Raw genomic sequence first — 20,440 nt, forward strand, 5'->3', positions numbered from 1 at the left:
CTCGCTGCAATCGGGGAGACAGGGCGCTGAGCAACTGGACACTAATCGACCGTTTCCACGGATGCGAAGACTCCGGTGATCTGACGCGGATGCTGCGCACGCGGCTCGCCTTCACGTTCTCGGTCCTGCTGATGCTTATCGCGCTGGGCAATACGGGGATATTGCTGCTCAGCCCGGACACGCGGCCCGGCATGATCATACTGGGCATTGTGGCCGTCGCCGCGATCGCCGGTAGCGGCCTGGCCGGGGCCTGGTTGCGCAAGCCTTCGGCGACCATGGTCCTGATCGCGATCTTCACCGTCCTGATCCTGAGCGGCGCCATTTACGGCAATCGGGGCGGCATTCCGCCCGCCTTTGCCTACCTGCCCTGCATCATGCTGGGATTCTATCAATTCTGGGGTCCGCGCAGCCTGCTGGTTTCAGCCCCCGCCGTGGCTATCGGGTTCGCGGCGGTATTCTACCTCGCCGCCACGCATGATGTGTCGACGCCCTATCCGATCATGGCCATGAGCGCTGCGCTTTGCTTCTCCTGCTTCTGGCTCATCTGCCTGGCCGCTGTTTTCAACTCCGTCCAGCGCCTCACCGAAGAGCGGCTTAAACAGACCAATCACAGCCTGCTCGCCGCGCTTGATGCGAGCCATGCGGCACAGCGCGCCAAGAGCGAGTTTCTCGCCAATGTCGGACACGAGGTGCGCACGCCCCTTAACGGTGTGCTCGGCATGGCCGATGTCATGCACCGCGTCGGCGGACTGCCGCCCGACCAGGCCGAGCGGCTCGACCTGATCCGCGAGAGCGGAGCCACGCTGCTGGAATTGCTCAACGAGATTCTCGATCAGTCCAAAATCGAAACCGGTCAGGTCGTAACAGAATCCGTCGACTTCAGCCTGCCCTCCCTGATCGAGAAAACTGCGGCAAGCTGGCGGCCCGAAGCCGAGAGTCGCGGGCTGGACCTGCATGTCGATCTGGCCGGCCTGGAACAGGCCGACCTGCAGGGAGATCCGCTGCGCCTGCGCCAGATCCTCAATAATCTGGTGTCCAATGCGCTGAAATTTACTGCCGCCGGCCAGGTCACGCTGAGCACCAGCCAGGTCCGCGAGACCGGCAATGATGTCTGGCTGACCCGGCTCGAAGTCAGCGATACCGGCACCGGCATTCCCGAAGACAAGCTGGAGAGTATTTTCGAAGCCTTCCAACAGGCCGACGCCTCGATCACCCGGCGCTATGGCGGCACCGGCCTGGGCCTGTCAATCAGTCGCCAGCTGGCGCGTCTGATGGGCGGCGAGCTTGCCGTGCGGCCCAATCCGGAAGGCGGCAGCTGCTTCTGCCTCACTGTACCGCTGGCGCAGGGCATGCCGGTCGCGGCCGCGGCTGCCGACGACGCACACTGTGGCAATCCGGGTCTCGACCTCGACACCCCGGTCAGCATCCTGTCTGTCGATGACGTGGCGACCAATCACATCGTGCTGCGAGCCTTGCTGGAACAGGTCATGGGCGGATGCGAGCTGACGATCGACACGGCCCTTTCCGGTCCCGCCGCAATCGAGGCGGTGCGGCAAAACCGCTATGACCTGATCTTCATGGATATCCAGATGCCGGAAATGGACGGCATGACTGCGGCGCGCCTGATCCGGGATGAAGCGGGCGGAGCCGATATTCCCGTCATCGCTGTCTCCGCGCTGGAAGCCGACCAGAGCGAGCGCATCCTGCCGACGGATCTGTTCGCCGACATCCTCGGCAAGCCCACCTCGCTGAAGGCGCTGCAGCAGGTCCTTCTGGCCTGGCAGCAAGGGCGGCTGGCTTGACGGCCGGCCATCATCGCTGAGCCAGACGCAGCAGCTACGCCCCGATCAGTGTAAACCACTCATCCTCGGTCAGTATGGTCACGCCCAGATCGGCGGCCTTCTTCGCTTTGGAGCCAGCCCCGGGTCCTGCCACCAGATAGTCCGTCTTGCCTGACACCGAACCGGCCACCTTGGCGCCCAGAGACTGAGCCTTGGCCTTGGCCTCGTCGCGGGTCATGCGTTCCAGCGCGCCGGTGAAGACCACCGTCTTGCCGGCGACCGGGCTGTCATGGGCGACGGCCTCGGCGTCCTCGATGGTGAGCTGGGCAACGAGCCGGTCGAGCAGTTCGCGATTGTGGGCTTCGCTGAAATACTGGTCGAGCGCCTCGACAGCGGCATTGCCGATCCCGTCAATGCCCAGCATCTCGGCCCGCACGCTCTCGTCCGCCAGGTTTTCCGCGGCGGCCCGAAAGCCCGTCCAGCTGCCATAGGTCCGGGCAAACAGGGCCGCGGTATTCTCGCCGACATGGCGAATGCCGAGCGCATTGAGGAAGCGTGCCAGGGGGATGGTCCGGCGCTCTTCGATCGAGGTGAAGAGATTGCGGATCGAGGTCTCGCCAAACCCCTCGCGCTCCTGCAATGGCGGCGAGATTTCGCCGGCCTCGTTGCGGGCCTTCAGCGTGAAGATGGCAGCAGGCTCGGTGATCAGCCCCTCCTGGTGGAAAGCCTCGATCTGCTTGGTGCCGAGGCCTTCAATATCGAAGGCCTTGCGCGACACGAAATGCTTGAGCCGCTCCTTGAGCTGGGCACCGCAGATCAGGCCGCCGGTGCAGCGGCGGATCGCATCCAGCTTGCCGGTCTTCTCGTCATGCTCGCGCACGGCCTGGCTGCCGCAGACCGGACACTCCGTCGGGAAGTCAAACGGCGCGGAGCGGCCCGCCCGGTCTGGATCCACGACGCGCACGACTTGCGGGATGACGTCTCCGGCGCGCTGGATAACGACCGTGTCACCGACACGGATATCCTTGCGCTCGATCTCGTCCTGATTGTGCAGGGTGGCATTGGTCACCACGACCCCGCCGACCGTGACCGGCGTCAGGCGCGCCACAGGCGTCAGTGCGCCGGTACGACCAACCTGGATGTCGATCGCTTCGAGCAGGGTGGTCGCCTGTTCGGCGGGAAACTTGTGCGCGATGGCCCAGCGCGGGGCGCGGGCGACAAAGCCCAGCCGCTCCTGCCAGTCCAGCCGGTCAACCTTGTAGACCACGCCGTCAATGTCATAGCCGAGGCCGGCCCGCTTCGCCTCGATATCGCGATAGACGGCGAGCAGCGCCTCAACGCTTTCGCACCGGACCATCAGCGGATTGACGGGAAAGCCCATCGCGCCGAGGCGCGCGACCGCACCCATCTGGGTGTCCGACAGCGGCGCCGAGACCTCGCCCCAGGCATAGGCGAAGAATTTGAGCGGGCGCTGGGCCGTCATCGCCGGATCGATCTGGCGCAGCGAGCCGGCCGCCGCATTGCGCGGATTCTTGTAGGCGTCCTTGCCGGCCTCGGCCTGGCGTTCATTCAAGGCGGCGAAATCGGCGTGCGACATGTAGACCTCGCCGCGCACCTCCACCACATCCGGCCAGTCACCGGACGGCAGGCTTTCGGGGATGTCGTCGAGCGTGAGCAGGTTGCGCGTCACATCCTCGCCGGTCTGGCCATCACCGCGCGTCGCGCCGCTGATCAGCTGACCCCGCTCATAGCGCAGGCTGGCCGACAGGCCGTCAATCTTGGGTTCGGCCGTAATGGCGACAATCTCGTCGTCGCCAAGACCCAGGAAACGCCGGATGCGACCGACAAAATCGGCCACATCCTCGTCCTTGAAGGCATTGCCCAGCGACAGCATGGGCACGGCATGGCGGATCTCGCCGAACTTGCCGGACGGGGCAGCGCCGATCCGCTGGGTCGGGCTCAAAAGATCAACAAGCTGCGGGAAGCGCGTCTCGATCGCCTCGACCTTCCGGCGCAGGGCGTCATAGGCCGCATCCGAGATCTTCGGCCTGTCATCCTGATAGTAAGCCCGGTCATGCGCCGCGATTTCACGGGCCAGACGCGCATGTTCGGCACGCGCCTCTTTCTCGGTCAGCTGGTCGACATCCTTGAGTGCGCTCATCAGTCCTGCCCTGCGGAATCAAATCAGACCGGCAGTTTACGCCTCGACGGCCATCAGGGCATCGGCCTGGGCCCGTGCGGCATCAGTAATGTCAGCGCCGGACAGCATGCGGGCAATCTCCTCGCGGCGGGCCGCGCCATCCAGCTTTACCAGCGTGGTCCGCACCCCGCCCTTGCCATCATCCGACTTGACGATCTGCCAGTGATGGTCGGCCAGCGCTGCGACCTGCGGCGAGTGGGTGACAACCAGCGTCTGCCCCTTGGCAGCGAGGCGTTTCAGCCGGCGACCGACCGCATCGGCGACCGCCCCGCCGACGCCCTGGTCGACCTCGTCAAACACCAGGACCAGACCGGCATCATCGCCGGCCAGCGCCACTTTCAGGGCCAGTCCGAAACGCGACAGCTCACCGCCCGAAGCGATCTTGTCGAGCGCCCCGAAGGGCGAGCCGGGATTGGTGGCAACCTCAAAGACAACATGGTCACGCCCGTCCGGCCCGGCGCGGTCGTCATCACTGGTGATGGAGACCCGGAAACGGGCCTTGTCCATTTTCAGCGGTGGCAGTTCGGCAGCAACCGCCTCGGCGAGCGCCTTGCCGGCAGTCTCGCGACTGCGGCTCAACGCATGGGCGGCATCGTCATACCGCGCCCGCGCTGCCTTCACGGCCTTCTCCGCCTCGGCAATCCGGTCAGCCGCATTCTCGATCCCGTCGAGCTGGTCGGTCAGGCGGCCATGCAGCTCGGCCAGCTCGTCCGGCGCGACGTGGTGCTTTCGTGACAGGGCACGCAGGGCGAAGAGACGCTCCTCAACCTCATTGAGGCGGCCCGGTTCGACCTCAAAGGCGCGCGCGGCATCACCGAGCGCGTCCTCGGCTTCGGCAAACTCGATCAGGGCGCGGTCGATCGCCGTCGAGGCGCGTTCCAGCGCCGGACCGGCATCGCCGCCGCCGGTACCGATATGGTCGCGCACGCGTTCCAGCCCTCTCAGGGCCGCATTGAGACGCGCCTCGAGACCACCGCCCTCGCCGGCCAGGGCCTGCTGGGCATCCTGAAGATCGCCCAGGGCGCGCTCTGCGCCTTGCAGGAACTGGCGTTCCTCGGCGAGTTCCGCCTCTTCGCCGGGTCGCGGATCGAGCCGGTCGAGCTCTTCCAGCGCATGACGCAGAAATTCCTGCTCACTGTCGGAGGCCTGGTTTGCGGCAATCAGCGCGTCGTATTGCCTGCGCGCCCCGGCCAGGGCGCGCCAGGTCTCACGGCAGGCGGCAAGCTTGTCATCATGGCCCGCGAAACTGTCGAGATAGCCGCGATGGCTCTTGGGATCCATCAGACCGCGACCGTCGTGCTGACCATGCACTTCAACAAGTACATCGCCGAGGCTGCGCAACAGGCCGATGCTGGCGGCCTGGTCATTGACATGGGCCCGGCTGCGGCCGTCCTCGCCGAGGCGGCGGCGCAGGATGAGCGGCTCTCCCGGTTCGACCACGAGCCCGGCCTCGTCCAGCAGGGCCCAGGCCGGATGCCCGGCCGGCAGCTCAAACTCGGCAATTGCCTGAGCTTCCTCGGCGCCACTGCGAACCTGGGCCCGATCCGCGCGTTCACCGGCTGCGAGGCCGAGCGCGCCGAGCAGGATCGACTTGCCGGCACCGGTCTCACCGGTCAGCGCGCACAATCCCCCTTCGAACAACGCATCAAGCGCGTCGATCAGGACCACATTTCGAATGGAGAGGGAGAGCAGCATTCAGCGCTTTGTCACCCCCGGACCGGATCAGCCGAACAAACGTTGCATGGCCCGCTCAAGGAAGGTCGGGTCAGCTTGCTCGATCGCGTCGCCGATCGAAATCCCCTCACGGGTGAGGAGATCATAGCTGTCCTCATACCATTCACTGCCCGGGAAATTGTATCCAAGGACCGCAGCGACCTGGCGGGCTTCCTCGTCGATGCCCAGCGCGACATAGGCCTCGACCAGGCGGTGCAGCGCTTCCGGCACATGGCTGGTATTGCCGTATTCGCGCAGCACGTTCTGAAAGCGGTTGATGGCGGCGAGATGATAGCCGCGACGCAGATACCAGCGCCCGACCGTCATTTCCTTGCCGGCGAGATGGTCGCGCGTCATGTCGATCTTCAGGCGCGCATCGGTGGCGTATCGGCTCTCCGGGAAACGGCGCACAACCTGCTCCAGCGCGGCAAGTGCCTGCTGGGTCGCGGCCTGGTCTCGTCCGACATCCATGATCTGCTCGAAATGGCTGACGGCGATCAGGTAGTAGGCGTAGGCCGCATTGCGATTGCCCGGGTGCAGCGAGATGAAGCGCTGGGCGTCCGAGATCGCTTCTTCATAATTGCTGGATTCGTAATTGGCGTAGGCCGCCATCAACATCGAGCGACGGGCCCATTCCGAATAGGGATGCTGGCGCTCGACCTCGTCGAACTGGGCGGCCGCCAGCGGATATTGGCGACGGTCCAGCGACTCGAAAGCCGTTGCGTAAATCGTCTCGGCCGGTCGCTCGACATAGGCGACGGAATTGTCCGGACCATTGGCACAGGATGCCAGGAGGGCAGACAGGAGAAGCGGAAAGACAAAACGCGACTTAAGGGTCATGAAAGCACGGCTCAACAGCTCTGGCAGCCGGAAGGGCCACCCGTTCGAATAGGTTTGTAGCGGATGATTGCCTCGGGCAAAAGGCCGCTGTCAGGTGATGACGGAATTGAGCGGCACACGCCTCGGCCCGGGAACACCATCACACCGGCGGGGCTGACAAAATGACGATCGCCCGGACACGCTGGGCGCGCGGTATCGATCAAAAACCGGCCTGTCTGACACGGTGAGTCGCGAACCGGCTAGCGCGCCATCGCCATGGCGCCGGCTTCGACATCGCGCAGATTGACCCATTTCCAGCTGGTCGGATCATCCAGCAGGGCCCGCACGGCGGCATTGTTGATCGCATGGCCCGGCCGGGCAGCGCGATAACAGCCGAGGATCGGAGCGCCGGCCAGGGCGATATCGCCGAGCGCGTCGAGCGCCTTGTGACGCACGAACTCATCCTTGAAGCGCAGGCCTTCCGGATTGGCGATTCCGTCATCGTCGAGCACGACGGCATTGTCCATTGAACCGCCACGGGCGAGACCGGCAGCCAGAAGGGCTTCATAATCCTTGCGGAAACCGAAGGTTCGGGCCGAGGCGATATCGTCGCTGAAAATGTCCGGCGCAATATCGAACGCACAGGATTGTCGACCGACGCAAGCGTGCTCGAAGCTGATCTCGATTTCGATCGACGGCTTGAGCGCCGGCAGGAAACCGGCACTGCGCTCATCATCCTCGATCATCACGGGACGCAGGACCTGGATCGCGCGGCGCGGCATGGCGTGGGATTTCAGGCCGACCTGGCGGATCAGCTTGACGAAGGGTGCGGAGGAGCCGTCCATGACGGGGACTTCCGAACCTTCGACTTCAATGATCGCATCGTCGACACCGAGGCCGGCCAGAGCGGCCATCAGGTGTTCGATCGTGGCAACCGAGACGCCAGCCTCATTGGTGATGGTGGTGCCAAGGCGGACTTCATTGACATTGTGGGCCCGCGCCGCGATGCGATTGTCGAGGTCGGTGATATCCGAGCGCACAAAGATGATGCCGGCGCCGGCGCTGGCCGGTTGCAACACCATGCGGACCCGTTCGCCGGTGTGAAGACCGATACCCGCGAAAACAACGGGAGCCGCCAATGTGTGCCGGTTAATCACTGTAACACGCCATCTTGCTTGTGGTTTACGCCCAATCCGGATGACAAGCCGTCACCCGTCCCTGTCTGCAGTGAACGACAGGGAGCGTCTGCTTTCAATTAAAGCATTGTTGCCGTTTGTTACGCGCTTGCAACAAAAGGGCGGCCCCTGTGAGCCGCCCTTTTTATTGTTGCAGAACAATGCGTTGAAAAGGTTCAGTTGGCCTGGCGACGCAGGAAGGCCGGGATCTCCAGATCACCCTCCTCCAGACTGTCGCCGAACAGGTCGCCCGACGCCGCACGCGGTGCCGACTGGACCGGTGCGGTCTTGGTGACCGGTGCGGCCTTCGGCGCCGGTTCCACCGGCTTCTTGCGGCGACCGAAGAGCGAGAATCCGCGCTTCTCTTCCTTTGCCTCGGACTGCGGCGTCGCCGATCCGGAGCGCCGTTCTTCATAACGCTGGTTCAGGCGCGCGGCCTCTTCGGCGAGACGGGCCTGATCCTGCACGACCTGCGGCGCTTCGGCGCGCATCTCGGTGTGCGTTGTGCGTACTTCGGAGACATAGGGGTCACGTTCGACATTGACCGAGCTGGTGGCGATCGCGTCGGAGAGATCCTCGGCACCCACGGCCCGCTTCATCGGCTCGACCTGGAACTCATGCTCGTTGTGAGTATCCGGCTGCACATGCTCACGGGCGGGCGCCTCGCGGCGCGGCTCGAGCGAACGCGACTCTGCCTGGCGCGGTTCTGGCTGACGCGGCTCAGGCTGGCGCGGCTCGCTGAAACGCGGCTCCGCCGCACGATCCGCCGCAACCCGGCCGGGGCGGTCCGAATTGGTCCGCTTCCAGGGCAGGATGGCATCGTTCGGGCTCGACTGGGCCGGCGCGGCATTGCTGCGCTGGCGCGCCCGCGGATCGGCCTGGACCATGATCTCGGCGTCGATCCCGGTCGCCACGACCGAAACGCGCATCGAGCCTTCCATGGTCTCGTCGAAGGTGGAGCCGACAATGATATTGGCGTCCGGGTCGACTTCGGCACGGATTTCATTGGCCGCTTCATCAACTTCATAGAGCGTCATGTCATAGCCGCCGGTGATGTTGATCAGCACGCCGGTGGCGCCCTTCATCGAGACATCATCGAGCAGCGGATTGGAGATCGCGGCCTGGGCGGCTTCCACGGCGCGCTTTTCGCCGCCGGCTTCGCCCGTGCCCATCATGGCCTTGCCCATCTCGTTCATCACCGCACGCACGTCGGCGAAGTCGAGATTGATCAGGCCGGGCATGACCATCAGGTCGGTAATTCCGCGCACACCGGAATGCAGCACCTGGTCCGCCATCGAGAAGGCTTCGGCGAACGTGGTCTTTTCGGTCGCGATGCGGAAGAGATTCTGGTTCGGGATCACGATCAGCGTGTCGACATGATCCTGGAGCTGATCGATACCGCTCTCGGCCAGCTTCATGCGGCGCGAGCCCTCGAAGTGGAACGGCTTGGTCACGACGCCGACGGTCAGAATGCCCATCTCGCGGGCCGCGCGCGCCACGACGGGCGCTGCACCGGTTCCCGTACCACCGCCCATGCCGGCGGTGATGAAGACCATGTGGGCGCCGCCCAGATGCTCACGGATTTCCTCGATCGAATCCTCGGCCGACTGCTCGCCGACTTCCGGCCGGGCCCCGGCGCCCAGACCTTCGGTGATCGCAGCGCCCATCTGGACCCGCTTCTCCGCCTGCGAGCGCTGCAAGGCCTGCGCGTCCGTATTGGCGACCACGAAATCCACGCCCTCGAGCTTGGCCTCGATCATGTTGTTGACCGCATTGCCCCCGGCGCCCCCGACACCAAAGACGACAATACGCGGCCGCAATTCGGTCGTTTCAGGGATTGAGAGGTTCAGCGTCATGGGAGACCCCGTGCTCGGTACTGGAGTTAACATCGATTCACCATGAAGTTTGCCGCCAAGACGCTTAAGCAGGCGTTAAACTGGCGGGCATTCGGTCAGGGAAGTGGTCACGATTTGCACACGGCCCGGTGATCCGGTCAGCCGTTGACCGTCCGCTTGAGCGGCCCGTCGAGCCAGGTCCGGCGGTCATCGGCATTGCGCAGGAATGCTACCGGGTGGCCCAATTCACACAGCGTGTTGGCAAACAGGCCGATCACGGCCGCATCATGCTCATCGTTCGGCAATATGACCGAGACCGACTTCATCGAGGTGACAAAGGAGTCAAAGAATTTCGCGAGTTCCGGCGCTTCTACAAGCGAAATCCGCAAATTGATCTTTGTGTAGTCAATCAGGATGCGCGACCAATTGCGGGCCTCTGCCATCTCTGTCATCTCGACAATGGCGTCGGTCGCACTGTCCCAGTCCTCGTAACCATCAATGATGGCCTCGACACAGGCATGGTCCGGCAGGGCTGAAACTCGGTTGAAGGACATGACGCTCTTGATACGACCTAGGGTGATAGATCTAGGGGACGCACCACTGCTTGTCCTTAATGCAGCCGGTAATTGATTATGAAATGCCAGAAGGGCCGGACGCGGGTCCGACAGGGGGCGGAACCGGTTCAGAAGCTCTCTGCGAACCAGCGCCACATCGACGACGCACGACCGCCGCCTGCCTCGATACGGGTCCGGCGCGGCACCAGCGGCAGCCCGCTCAGGCGCGGCGGCCCGGCGATCGCTTCCGCAGCCCCCCGGGTCTCGCGGCGCACCACGCCGGCCACCGCGCTGAAGGCCGGTCCGGAGACCGCATCACCCAGCCCGCTGACACCGCAGGGCCCGGCGATACGGACCTGCTTGCCGAACACACGCGCCGCCAGCTCGGCAGCGCCGGGCAATTGTGCCCCGCCACCGGTCAGGACCAAGCGGCGCCCGGACGTCTTGCCGACGCCGGCCGCATCCAGGCGGTCGCGGATCAGTTCGAAGGTTTCTTCCAGGCGCGGCCGGATGATGGAATTGAGCAGCGAGCGCGGCGCGCTGTCATAAATCGCACCATGTTCGCCGGAAACCGAGGGGACCTCGATCATCTGCTGATCATCTTCCGGACTGTCCAGCGCCGAGCCGTACAGCGTCTTCAGGCGTTCGGCGGCGGCCAGCGGCGTCGACAGGCCGCGCGCGACATCCGAGGTCACATGGGAACCGCCGACGGGCACCGCGTCGATATGCAAGAGCGCGCCTTCGGCGAAGACGGCCGCCGTGGTGGCGCCGGCACCCATGTCGATCAGGGTTGCGCCGAGCTTGACCTCGTCGTCAGCCAGGGCCGACAGGCCGGAGGCATAAGGCGTCGCAACAACACCTTTGAGGTCGAGATGGCAGCGCTCGATACAGGTCGACAGATTGCGCAGCGGGCCGATGGCGGCCGTGATTACATGCACTTCCACGCCCAGCGTCTTGCCGAACATGCCGCGCGGATCCTTTATGCCGCGATGATCATCGACCGACCAGGACAGCGGAATGGCGTGCAGGACCACGCGGTCCTCCAGTTCGAATTCGGCCAGCGCGCCATCGAGCAGGCGACGCGGTTCGCGCTCGGTGATCTCGCGCTGCGGCAGATCGATCTCGGCGGCCAGGCGCGTCGAGGCCGGCTGACCGGCAGACAGCGTCACGGTGACGGCATTGACGGCAATACCGGCCATGCGCTCGGCCTGTTCAACGGCGGACCGGATCGCTTCGGCGGCAGCATCCATGTCAACCACGGCGCCGGCGCGAACGCCGCGCGAGGACTGGTGGCCGACACCGATCACGCGCGGGCGCGGCCCGGCGATGGTCTGGTCGGTACGGGCAATGAAGCAGGCGATCTTGGACGAGCCGACGTCGAGCGCGGCACACACGCCCTGGGATTTTGAACCGCTGACAGCACTGGGCTGACGCGACCGGAACAGATCGAACACACTCACGCTTCACGCTCCCGCATACCGGCCGCCGCTGCCCGGTCAGGCAGGGCCCGGACGATCAGATCGCCCTCGCCGCGTAGGTCAAAACTCTCGGCAGCCAGGCGCAATACACCCCGCTCGGCCTGGAGGCGGGCCAGGATGGCGATCGAGGCCATCACATCGCTCTCCGGCAATTTCACATCGGCACCGCTGTCGAGGCGCAGATTCCAGCGCCGCTCGCCGACCCGAACGGCCCCGACAACACGGCCGGCAACCTCGGGATAGTGGCTCAACGCGTCGACGATCTCCGTCGCCGAGCTGTTGGCACCCTCGGCCACGACCAAAGGAAGGTCCGGTGGATTCATCACATCGGCATCGGCGATCACGACGCCCGCGCGATCGATGACGTGCAGCCCGCCCTCGACCTGCCACAGGGCAAAGGCCTCACGGGTTTCCACCACGATGGCGATCCGGTTTGGCAGCAGCCGCGCCACACGGGCCCGCCGGATCATCGGCATGGCTTCGATACGGGTCCGGATGTCTTCGGGATCAATGGAAAAGATCGACTGGCCGTCATGGATTTCCGAGGCCAGCACAATGGCGTGCGCCATTTCGCCGGCCGCACCGGTCACATCAACCGCCCGGACGGCAAAGCCGGATGCAGCGAGCTGGCGCTCGACCCGGTCGCCGGCCCAGCCGGCGACATCATCGAGCTGTCCAAAAAGCGCAAGCCCGCCCAGCGTGACCGCCGACAGGGCAGCCACCGCCAGCCCGCCGAAACGGGCTGCATTCGCCATACGGTACCTGACACCCCGGACCTGGGCCTCGGCCCAGTTACGCAAACGCCGCGGTGCGGACACCGCGGCGGACTGGGGTTTGGTCTTGCGACGGACCGCCTTACGCGATCCGGCACGCCTCACCTTCGACACGACGCATTCTCCGCCATCCATGCAACGAGATCGGAAAACGCGATCCCGCAATACTGCGCCTGTTCTGGCGCTAGTGATGTGGGAGTCATGCCCGGTTGGGTGTTAATTTCGAGTAACCATAGTGGTGTATCGGCAGCCGAATCATAACGGAAATCCGACCGCGTCAGGCCACGGCATCCCAAGGCCTGATGGGCCCTGACGGCCAGATCCTTGGCCAGTTCGGCGATTTCGTCGGAAACCGGAGCTGGTAAAATATGATCCGATCCGCCGGCAGAGTATTTCGCCTCGTAATCGTAGAAGGTCGTGTTCGGCTTGATTTCGGTGACGCACAGCGCCCGGTCTTCCATGACGGCAACGGTCAGCTCGCGACCGGGAATATAGCGTTCGATCAGGATCTCGTCGCCCAGCGCCCAGGCCGTCGACCCCAGCTCGGCCGGCGGCCGGTTGGCGCCTTCCAGCACGATATGCACGCCGACCGACGAGCCCTGTGCATTCGGCTTGGCGACATAGGGCGGTTTCATGATGTGGGATTTGGCAGCCTCGAACCGGTTGGCAATCACGCCTTCCGGGCACGGTATGCCGGCCGCGCGCAGCACGTCCTTGGCCTTCTGCTTGTCCATGGCGAGCGCCGAGGCGAGCACGCCGGAATGGGTGTAGGGCCTGCCGAAATGCTCGAGCACGCCCTGGACCAGACCGTCCTCGCCCCATTCGCCATGCAGTGCATTGAAGACAATGTCCGGATCGGCATCGGCGAGTTGCTGCGAGAGCTGGCGACCGGCATCGATCTCGACAACCTCGTAGCCGGCCGCGCGAAGGCCTTTGGCACAGGCCGCGCCGGAAACCAGGGAAACATCCCGTTCCGGCGACAGGCCACCGAGAAGAACCGCAACACGCTTGCTCATGCTTGCTCCTGCCCTGCCCGACCAATGCGCCGGACTTCCCAGCGCAGGTCGATCGTGTGGTGTTCGCGAACCCGGGCCCGCACGTCTTCGCCAACCTGTTCGAGGTCGGCCGCGCTGGCCGTGCCGTCATTGATCAGGAAATTGCAGTGCTGCTCGGAAAAATGCGCCCCGCCGACGCGATAGCCGCGACCACCGACACTGTCGATCAGCTGCCAGGACTTGCGCTGGCCCGGCGTGCCGGGCGGATCGGGGTTGGCGAAGGTCGAGCCGGAGGTCTTCTCGCGGATCGGCTGCGTGCTTTCGCGCCGCGCGGTGATCGCGTTCATGCGTTCGGTGATCGCCTCGGGCGCATCGGCATGGCCCTGGAAGACCGCCTCGGTGAAGATCCAGTCCTCCGGCGCCGAGCAATGGCGATAGCTGTAGGCCAGCTCGTCCGGCGTGGCGATGATCCGACGCCCCATGCGATCCAGCGCGATGACCTCGACCAGCACGTCGGCTGTTTCCTGGTCATAGCAGCCGGCATTCATGCGCAAGGCGCCGCCGATCGTGCCCGGCACACCGACGAGATACTCCAGCCCGGCAATCCCGGCCTTGGCCGCGGCCTTGGCCACCATCTTGTCCAGCGCTCCGGCGCCCGCGCGCAGGCGATGCCCGTCCAGCGCCTCGGTTTTCGCGAAGGCGCCGGCGAGACGGATCACCACGCCCGCCACCCCGCCATCACGCACCAGCGTGTTCGACCCGGCACCCAGCACGGTCACCGGTATCTCGTCCGGCGTTTCAGCCAGGAAGCGGCACAGGTCGGACTCGTCAGCCGGCAGGTAAAGCACGTCCGCCGGGCCACCGACCCGCAACCAGGTCAGGTCCTTGAGCGGCGCCTGCTCGACATATTTGCCGCGAACGGGCGGGAGCTGGGCGAGAAGGCTCAACCCAGCGCCTCCAGCTCGCCCGGCAGGGCGTAGGCCCATTGGGTGATGTCGCCGGCGCCGAGGCAGACCACGACATCGCCCTCGCCGGCCCGCTTGGCGACGTCGGCGGCCACGCTCTCGCGCGTGGTGGCCCCGGCATCGCGGTGGCCATGGGCGCGCAGGCTTTCGACCAGGTGAGCCTGGTCGGCGCCCTCGATCGGGCTTTCCCCGGCGGTATAGACCGGGGCAACCAGCACGCTGTCGGCATCGTTGAAACAGGTCGAGAACTCGTCGAACAGATCGTGCAGGCGGGTATAGCGGTGCGGCTGCATGACCGCGATCACCTTGCCGGTCGCGGCCTGGCGGGCGGCCTTGAGGACGGCCGCGATCTCGACCGGGTGGTGGCCGTAATCATCGATGATGGCCGCGCCCTTCCACGCGCCGGTACGGGTGAAGCGACGCTTGACCCCGCCGAACTGGGCAAGCGCTGCCTTCGCCCCCTCTTCGGTCAGGCCGAGCTCGCGCGCGGTGGCCAGCGCGGCGACCGTGTTGAGCACATTGTGTTCGCCCATCATCGGCAGATAGATATCGCGCCACAGCGTCTCGTCCTGGCCGCGCAGGCGGAAGCGGACGTCGAAGCGGGCGCCGGACGGATCCATGCGAAGGTTTTCCAGCCGGGCATCGGCCTGCGGATTCTTGCCATAGGTGATGACACGGCGGTCCTCGACCCGGCTGGCCAGGGACTGGACCTCCGGATGGTCCGTGCACAACACCGCAAACCCGTAGAAGGGCAGGTTCTCGACAAACTGGAAGAAGGCCTGGCGCAGCACATCGAACGTGCCGTAGTGCTCCATGTGTTCCGGGTCGATATTGGTGACAATGGCCACCGTCGAGCGCAGCTTGAGGAAGGAGCCGTCGCTCTCATCCGCCTCGACCGCCATCCAGTCGCCCAGACCCATCTTGGCGTTCGAGCCATAGGCGGAAATGATACCGCCATTGATCACCGTCGGATCGACCCCGGCCGCATCCATCAGCACAGAGACCAGCGAGGTCGTCGTGGTCTTGCCATGGGTGCCGCCCACCGCAACCGCGAATTTCAGGCGCATCAGCTCGGCCAGCATCTCGGCCCGGCGCACGACCGGGATCTTGGCGGCGCGGGCGGCGACCAGTTCGGGATTGTCCGGCTTGATCGCCGAGGAGACGACAATGGCGCCGGCGCCCGCGACATTCTCTGCCGTGTGACCGATGGCGATCGTGGCGCCCAGACCGGTCAGACGCTCGACATTGGGATTCGCCTTGATGTCGGAACCCTGCACCTTGTAGCCCAGATTGAGCATGACTTCGGCGATGCCGGACATGCCGATCCCGCCGATACCGACGAAATGGACAGGACCGACTTCAAACGGCAGGGCGGTGAATTTCATACGAGGGCTCCGGTGACCAGGCCGTCGACCGCCCGGGCCAGCGCATCGGCGGCATCCGGTCGGCCCAGCGCGCGCGCCGAGGCGGCGCGACCGGCAAGGTCGTCAGGGTTGGACAAACGGGTTTCAATCAGGGCGGCGATCCTGTCGGCGGTAAACTCGCCCTCATGGACCACGTCACAGGCGACCGCCTGGACGAGACCATCAACATTGGCCGACTGGTGGTCATCGGCGGCAATCGCCAGCGGGCAGAAAATCGCCGGGCGACCGACACCGGCGACTTCCGACACCGTCGAGGCCCCGGCCCGGCCGATCACCAGGTGGCTGGCCGCATAGAGCGCGCCGACATCCTCGAAGAAGGGTTCGCAGCGGGCCTTGATGCCGGCGTTCTCGTAGATCTCGCGTGCCATGGGGAGGGATTCCTCGCGGGTCTGTTGGACCACATCAAGGCGGGAACGGAGCTTTTCCGGGATTTGAGCCAGCGCCTGCGGCACGGTCTCGGAGAGAATGCGGGCACCGAGCGAGCCGCCGAGCACGAGAATGTTGAAGCGCGCCTCCGCGCTGATCGCCGGATAGCCGGCCGCGCGGGCGGCAATGATCGGTGCACGCAGCGGATTGCCGGTCAGGATATGGCGTTTTTTCGCCCGGGCAGGCAGACGGTCAAGCCGCTCGAAACCGGAGGCGACAAAACCGGCCTTGGCCGCAAAGACGCGATTGACCCGGCCCAGCACGGCGTTCTGCTCATGGATGGCAAAGGGAATGCCCGAGGCACGCGCCACGGCGAGCGCCGGAAAGGCCGGATAGCCGCCAAAACCGGCCACGACATCGGGCTTCCACCTGCCGATAATGGCGCGGGCCTGGGCAAAGCCCTGGGTCAGCTCGATCGCTGCTTTCGCGAGCTTGATCGGGTTCCTGGTCGACGGGCTGGCGGCATGGATCTCGTCCACCGCGACGGCCGGAAAGCCGGTCGCGTGACGCAGGCCGCGCGCATCGGTGACCAGCCGGACCTGCCAGCCGCGCGCGATCAGCGCCTCTGCGGCGGCGCGCGCAGGAAACATGTGCCCGCCGGTTCCCCCGGCGGCAATCAGGCAGCGACGCGGTGTCATGCGGCGTAGCGCGGCGTGTAGGCGCCGGGGCGGCGGCGCGTGAAAGCCAGAAGGAGGCCGGCACCGAAAGCCAGGGCGAGCATGGAAGACCCTCCATAGGACACGAAGGGCAAGGTCATGCCCTTGGGCGGAATGAGGTTCAAGTTTACGGCGATATTGACCAGGCTTTGCAGTCCGAATTGCAGCGCAAGTCCAGCAACGGCCAGCTGGGCGAATCCGTCCTGCAGCCGCATCACCTGCATCCAGGCCCGTGTCACCAGGATCGCGAACAGGCCGATGATCGCGAGCGAGGCCATGAGGCCGAACTCCTCGGCCGCGACGGAGAAGATGAAATCCGTATGCGCATCCGGCAGGAGATGCTTGACCTCGCCCTCACCCGGACCGACGCCGGCGATACCGCCGCGCGAGATGGCTTCGGTGGCGCGGTCGATCTGATAGGTATCGCCGCTCTCGGGGTTGAGGAAACGGTCCACCCGCGAGGCAATGTGCGGGAAGGTGAAATAGGCCAGGGTCGAACCGGACGCGGCCAGTCCGCCCAGAACCGCGACCCAGATCCACGACAGGCCGGAAGCAAAGAAGATACCGCCGAAACACAGGGTGAGCAGCACCGACTGGCCAAAGTCCGGCTGCATCATCAACAGGCCGATCGCGACCGCAAACAGCGCGAAGGCAATAATGCGCCCCGGCACCGGCGCGCCGCGCTTTTCTTCCGAGAACAGCCAGGCGGCCGTGACCAGCAGGGCCGGTTTGAGGAATTCGGACGGCTGCAGCGAGAACGGCCCGAAGCGCAACCAGCGCGTTGCGCCCTTGACCTCATAGCCAATGAACAGCGTCGCGATCATGAGGAGGAAAGCCCCCGCCATGGCGACCACGGCCAGCCGTCGGGCCCCCTTCGGCGACAGGCTCGAAATGGCCAGCAGGCCGATCAGGCTCAGCCCGGCAAACACGCTCTGGCGGTAGAGAAAATAGAAGGGATCATCAATGCCCAGGCGCTCGGAGGCCGCAGGGCTCGCAGCCATCGACAGCACAAGGCCGGTCACGATAAGGGCGAGGATGACGAAGAGCAGTGTGCGGTCGATACCCCGCCACCACATGCCCAGCGCCCGCGGGACGCTCTGGATCACGCGACACCCTCCGCGACAGGTGCGGCCGGAGCGAGCGCGCCAACGAGCTGGCGGAACGCATCGCCGCGCGCCTCATAGCTGGCAAACTGGTCGAAGGACGCCGCCGCCGGCGAGAGCAGGATGATCTGGCCCGGCACCGGATCGGCGCTGGCATCGCGGGTCGCGGCTGCCAGGGCGCCTGCCAGGTCGCCGCAGCTTTCGCACACGACACTGCCATCCAGTTCGCCTGCGAAACGCTCGGCCGCCTCGCCGATCAGATAGGCTTTCTCGACGCGGTGGAACTGGCTGCGCGCGGCGGCCAGCCCGCCCTCCTTGGCCCGACCGCCGACAATCCAGCGAATCCGGTCATAACAGCCCAGCGCCTGGACGGCGGCTTCGGCATTGGTGGCCTTGGAGTCATTGATATAGGTGATGCCATTGACCGTCGCGATCCGCTCCTGGCGGTGGGCGAGGCCGGGGAAGCTGGCTATCGCATCGGCCGCAGCACGACCGGCCACGCCGAGTGCGCGCACGACCGCCAGAGCGGCGGCCGCGTTCTGGGCATTGTGACGACCCGGCAGGCCTGGCGACCGGGCGAGATCGACGACCGGGTGCGAGGCGCAATCGAGCGCATCATAGACCCGGTCTCCCAGGGCATAGACACCGCGCGCAAATACCCGCCCGGCCGAGATCGGGATGACCTCCTCCTCGCGGCGCAGCTTGCGCAAGGATGAGTAGAAGGCCGAGGTCTCATTGTCATCGATTCCGATCACCGCGATACCGCCCGGCTCCTGCATTTCGAACAGGCGCTGCTTGGCCCGGAAATAGCCTTCGAAATCGCCATGCCGGTCGATATGGTCCGGCGAGATGTTGAGCAGGACCGCGACATCGCAGGCGAGGCTCCGGGTCAGGTCGATCTGGTAGGAAGACAGTTCGAGCACGTAGAAACTGCCCGGACGCGGCGGCGCCTGGGCCAGGATGGCGTCGCCGATATTGCCGCCCACCACCACATTGCGCCCGGTCGCGCGCAGGACATGGCCGATCAGCGCCGTCGTCGTCGACTTGCCATTGGTACCGGTGATGCCGATCACCTTGGGACGGCGCTTTTCCGGCAAATCCGCAATCGCCATCGCGAACAGCTCGATATCGCCGATCACCGGCGCATCAACCGCCCGGGCCAGCTCGACCACATGATGGGGTTTGGGATGGGTCAGCGGGATGCCGGGCGACAGGATGAGGGCAGCGATATCGCCCCAGTCGCGCCGGTTGAGATCGTCCAGGGTCAGGCCCTCGGCCTCGGCACGCACGCGCGAAGGCTCGGCGTCGTCCCAGCACGATACCGTTGCGCCGCCTGCCTCGAGGGCCTTTGCCGTGGCTATGCCTGTGCGCCCCAATCCGAACACAGCCACACGGCGGCCTTCATATGCATGGATCGGGATCATGAAGGCCTACCCTACCTCAATTTCAGCGTCGCGAGTCCGATTAATGCGAGAATGACCGCAATAATCCAGAAGCGGATGACGATGGTCGGCTCGGCCCATCCCTTCTTTTCGAAATGATGGTGGATCGGTGCCATGCGGAAGACCCGCTTGCCGAACAGTTTGAAACTCGCGACCTGGACCATGACCGAAACCAGTTCGAGGACGAACAGGCCACCCACGATCGCCAGCACCAGCTCATGTTTGATGGCCACCGCGATCGTGCCCAGCGCGCCGCCCAGGGAGAGCGAGCCCGTATCGCCCATGAAGACCATGGCCGGCGGCGCATTCCACCACAAAAAGCCGATCCCGGCGCCGATCAGGGCACCGCAGAAGATCAGGATCTCGCCCGCCCCGGCGGTGTAGTGGACCTGCAGGTATTCGGCAAAATCGACCCGTCCGACGACATAGGCGATGACGCCGAACGTCCCGGCCGCAATCATCACCGGCACGATGGCCAGACCGTCCAGCCCGTCAGTCATGTTCACCGCATTGCCCGACCCGACAATCACGATACAGCCGAAGACGAAGAAGAGCGGCCCGATATTGATCATCAGGTCCTTGAAGAAGGGAAAGGCGATCGAGGTCTCGATGCCCGGCTCGACACCAAGGGCGCGGGCGGTATGGGTCGCCCAGACCACCGCCACCAGGGCGATGGCAAACTCGCCGACCAGCTTGAACCGGCCGCCGAACCCCGCCGTGGTCTGCTTGGTCACCTTGAGATAGTCGTCGATGAAACCGATCACGCCGAAACCGGCGGTCACGAAGATGACGATCCAGACGTAGGAATTGGACAGGTCAGCCCACAACAATGTGCCAACCATGACGCCGAGCAGGATGAGGAAGCCGCCCATGGTCGGCGTGCCGGCCTTTTCAACCACGTGACGCTCGATGCCCTCGGCGCGGATCGGTTGACCCTTGCCCTGCTTGCGGCGCAACCAGCCGATCATCGGCTTGCCGAAAATGAACGCGATCAGCATCGCCGTCATCAAGGCCCCGCCGGTGCGGAAGGTGATGTAGCGGAACAGGTTCGCCAGCTGCAGGTCGTCAGCCAGCGGCGCAAACAGCAAATAGAGCATGGGC

Annotated in this window: 16 protein-coding genes; 1 reads left to right on the forward strand and 15 read right to left on the reverse strand. The window is 65.2% G+C overall.

Annotated features, from left to right (window positions below):
- The first annotated feature begins 89 nt into the window (after positions 1-89).
- A complete protein-coding gene (locus QZZ02_RS07435; RefSeq protein WP_291843382.1) occupies positions 90-1,802 on the forward strand; it encodes an ATP-binding protein in 1,713 nt (570 codons plus the stop codon).
- A 34-nt stretch (positions 1,803-1,836) separates the two neighbouring features.
- On the opposite strand, the gene ligA is transcribed toward QZZ02_RS07435, so the two are convergent.
- The 15 genes from ligA to mraY all read right to left on the reverse strand — a co-directional run bounded on the left by ligA (position 1,837) and on the right by mraY (position 20,436).
- Entirely contained in the window at positions 1,837-3,942 is a 2,106-nt protein-coding gene (gene ligA / locus QZZ02_RS07440; protein WP_291843383.1) for an NAD-dependent DNA ligase LigA, read from the reverse strand.
- A 36-nt stretch (positions 3,943-3,978) separates the two neighbouring features.
- Positions 3,979-5,676: a DNA repair protein RecN gene (gene recN, locus QZZ02_RS07445; RefSeq protein WP_291843384.1), complete on the reverse strand. Its 1,698-nt coding sequence runs from the start codon at positions 5,674-5,676 to the stop codon at positions 3,979-3,981.
- Positions 5,677-5,703: 27 nt separating this feature from the next.
- Entirely contained in the window at positions 5,704-6,534 is an 831-nt protein-coding gene (locus tag QZZ02_RS07450; RefSeq protein ID WP_291843385.1) for an outer membrane protein assembly factor BamD, read from the reverse strand.
- A 239-nt stretch (positions 6,535-6,773) separates the two neighbouring features.
- Positions 6,774-7,670 (reverse strand): UDP-3-O-acyl-N-acetylglucosamine deacetylase, encoded by an 897-nt coding sequence (gene lpxC, locus QZZ02_RS07455; RefSeq protein ID WP_291843386.1) that lies wholly within the window; start codon positions 7,668-7,670, stop codon positions 6,774-6,776.
- A gap of 194 nt (positions 7,671-7,864) precedes the next feature.
- Positions 7,865-9,544, reverse strand: a complete 1,680-nt coding sequence (gene ftsZ, locus QZZ02_RS07460; protein WP_291843388.1) for a cell division protein FtsZ — start codon at positions 9,542-9,544, stop codon at positions 7,865-7,867.
- 137 nt (positions 9,545-9,681) lie between these two features.
- Complete coding sequence (locus tag QZZ02_RS07465) at positions 9,682-10,077, reverse strand: hypothetical protein (RefSeq protein WP_291843389.1); 396 nt, start codon at positions 10,075-10,077, stop codon at positions 9,682-9,684.
- 128 nt (positions 10,078-10,205) lie between these two features.
- Positions 10,206-11,537, reverse strand: a complete 1,332-nt coding sequence (gene ftsA, locus QZZ02_RS07470; RefSeq protein WP_291843390.1) for a cell division protein FtsA — start codon at positions 11,535-11,537, stop codon at positions 10,206-10,208.
- Positions 11,534-12,310, reverse strand: coding sequence for a cell division protein FtsQ/DivIB (locus QZZ02_RS07475; RefSeq protein ID WP_291843391.1), 777 nt, complete (start codon positions 12,308-12,310; stop codon positions 11,534-11,536). Before QZZ02_RS07475 ends, ftsA begins: the two co-directional genes overlap by 4 nt.
- 119 nt (positions 12,311-12,429) lie before the next feature.
- Positions 12,430-13,344 (reverse strand): D-alanine--D-alanine ligase, encoded by a 915-nt coding sequence (locus QZZ02_RS07480; protein ID WP_291843392.1) that lies wholly within the window; start codon positions 13,342-13,344, stop codon positions 12,430-12,432.
- Positions 13,341-14,270, reverse strand: a complete 930-nt coding sequence (gene murB, locus QZZ02_RS07485; RefSeq protein WP_291843393.1) for a UDP-N-acetylmuramate dehydrogenase — start codon at positions 14,268-14,270, stop codon at positions 13,341-13,343. The genes QZZ02_RS07480 and murB overlap by 4 nt, the downstream gene beginning before the upstream one ends.
- Entirely contained in the window at positions 14,267-15,673 is a 1,407-nt protein-coding gene (gene murC / locus QZZ02_RS07490) for a UDP-N-acetylmuramate--L-alanine ligase (RefSeq protein WP_291843395.1), read from the reverse strand. The genes murB and murC overlap by 4 nt, the downstream gene beginning before the upstream one ends.
- A complete protein-coding gene (murG, locus tag QZZ02_RS07495) occupies positions 15,670-16,776 on the reverse strand; it encodes an undecaprenyldiphospho-muramoylpentapeptide beta-N-acetylglucosaminyltransferase (RefSeq protein WP_291843396.1) in 1,107 nt (368 codons plus the stop codon). Before murG ends, murC begins: the two co-directional genes overlap by 4 nt.
- Entirely contained in the window at positions 16,773-17,900 is a 1,128-nt protein-coding gene (ftsW, locus tag QZZ02_RS07500) for a putative lipid II flippase FtsW (protein ID WP_291843399.1), read from the reverse strand. Before ftsW ends, murG begins: the two co-directional genes overlap by 4 nt.
- Complete coding sequence (gene murD / locus QZZ02_RS07505; protein WP_291843400.1) at positions 17,897-19,321, reverse strand: UDP-N-acetylmuramoyl-L-alanine--D-glutamate ligase; 1,425 nt, start codon at positions 19,319-19,321, stop codon at positions 17,897-17,899. Before murD ends, ftsW begins: the two co-directional genes overlap by 4 nt.
- Before the next feature lie 11 nt (positions 19,322-19,332).
- Positions 19,333-20,436, reverse strand: a complete 1,104-nt coding sequence (gene mraY, locus QZZ02_RS07510) for a phospho-N-acetylmuramoyl-pentapeptide-transferase (RefSeq protein WP_291843401.1) — start codon at positions 20,434-20,436, stop codon at positions 19,333-19,335.
- Between the last annotated feature and the right edge of the window lie 4 nt (positions 20,437-20,440).

Source organism: Maricaulis sp., from assembly GCF_015665295.1.
Taxonomy (GTDB): Bacteria; Pseudomonadota; Alphaproteobacteria; order Caulobacterales; family Maricaulaceae; genus Maricaulis.

Bases quoted from the DNA above. Each gene is read 5' to 3' on its own strand.
- QZZ02_RS07435 (WP_291843382.1), top strand. From the start codon at position 90: ATGCTGCGCACGCGGCTCGCCTTCACGTTCTCGGTCCTGCTGATGCTT.
- ligA (WP_291843383.1), bottom strand. From the start codon at position 3,942: ATGAGCGCACTCAAGGATGTCGACCAGCTGACCGAGAAAGAGGCGCGT.
- recN (WP_291843384.1), bottom strand. From the start codon at position 5,676: ATGCTGCTCTCCCTCTCCATTCGAAATGTGGTCCTGATCGACGCGCTT.
- QZZ02_RS07450 (WP_291843385.1), bottom strand. From the start codon at position 6,534: ATGACCCTTAAGTCGCGTTTTGTCTTTCCGCTTCTCCTGTCTGCCCTC.
- ftsZ (WP_291843388.1), bottom strand. From the start codon at position 9,544: ATGACGCTGAACCTCTCAATCCCTGAAACGACCGAATTGCGGCCGCGT.
- QZZ02_RS07465 (WP_291843389.1), bottom strand. From the start codon at position 10,077: ATGTCCTTCAACCGAGTTTCAGCCCTGCCGGACCATGCCTGTGTCGAG.
- QZZ02_RS07475 (WP_291843391.1), bottom strand. From the start codon at position 12,310: ATGGCGAATGCAGCCCGTTTCGGCGGGCTGGCGGTGGCTGCCCTGTCG.
- QZZ02_RS07480 (WP_291843392.1), bottom strand. From the start codon at position 13,344: ATGAGCAAGCGTGTTGCGGTTCTTCTCGGTGGCCTGTCGCCGGAACGG.
- murC (WP_291843395.1), bottom strand. From the start codon at position 15,673: ATGAAATTCACCGCCCTGCCGTTTGAAGTCGGTCCTGTCCATTTCGTC.
- murG (WP_291843396.1), bottom strand. From the start codon at position 16,776: ATGACACCGCGTCGCTGCCTGATTGCCGCCGGGGGAACCGGCGGGCAC.
- murD (WP_291843400.1), bottom strand. From the start codon at position 19,321: ATGATCCCGATCCATGCATATGAAGGCCGCCGTGTGGCTGTGTTCGGA.
- mraY (WP_291843401.1), bottom strand. From the start codon at position 20,436: ATGCTCTATTTGCTGTTTGCGCCGCTGGCTGACGACCTGCAGCTGGCG.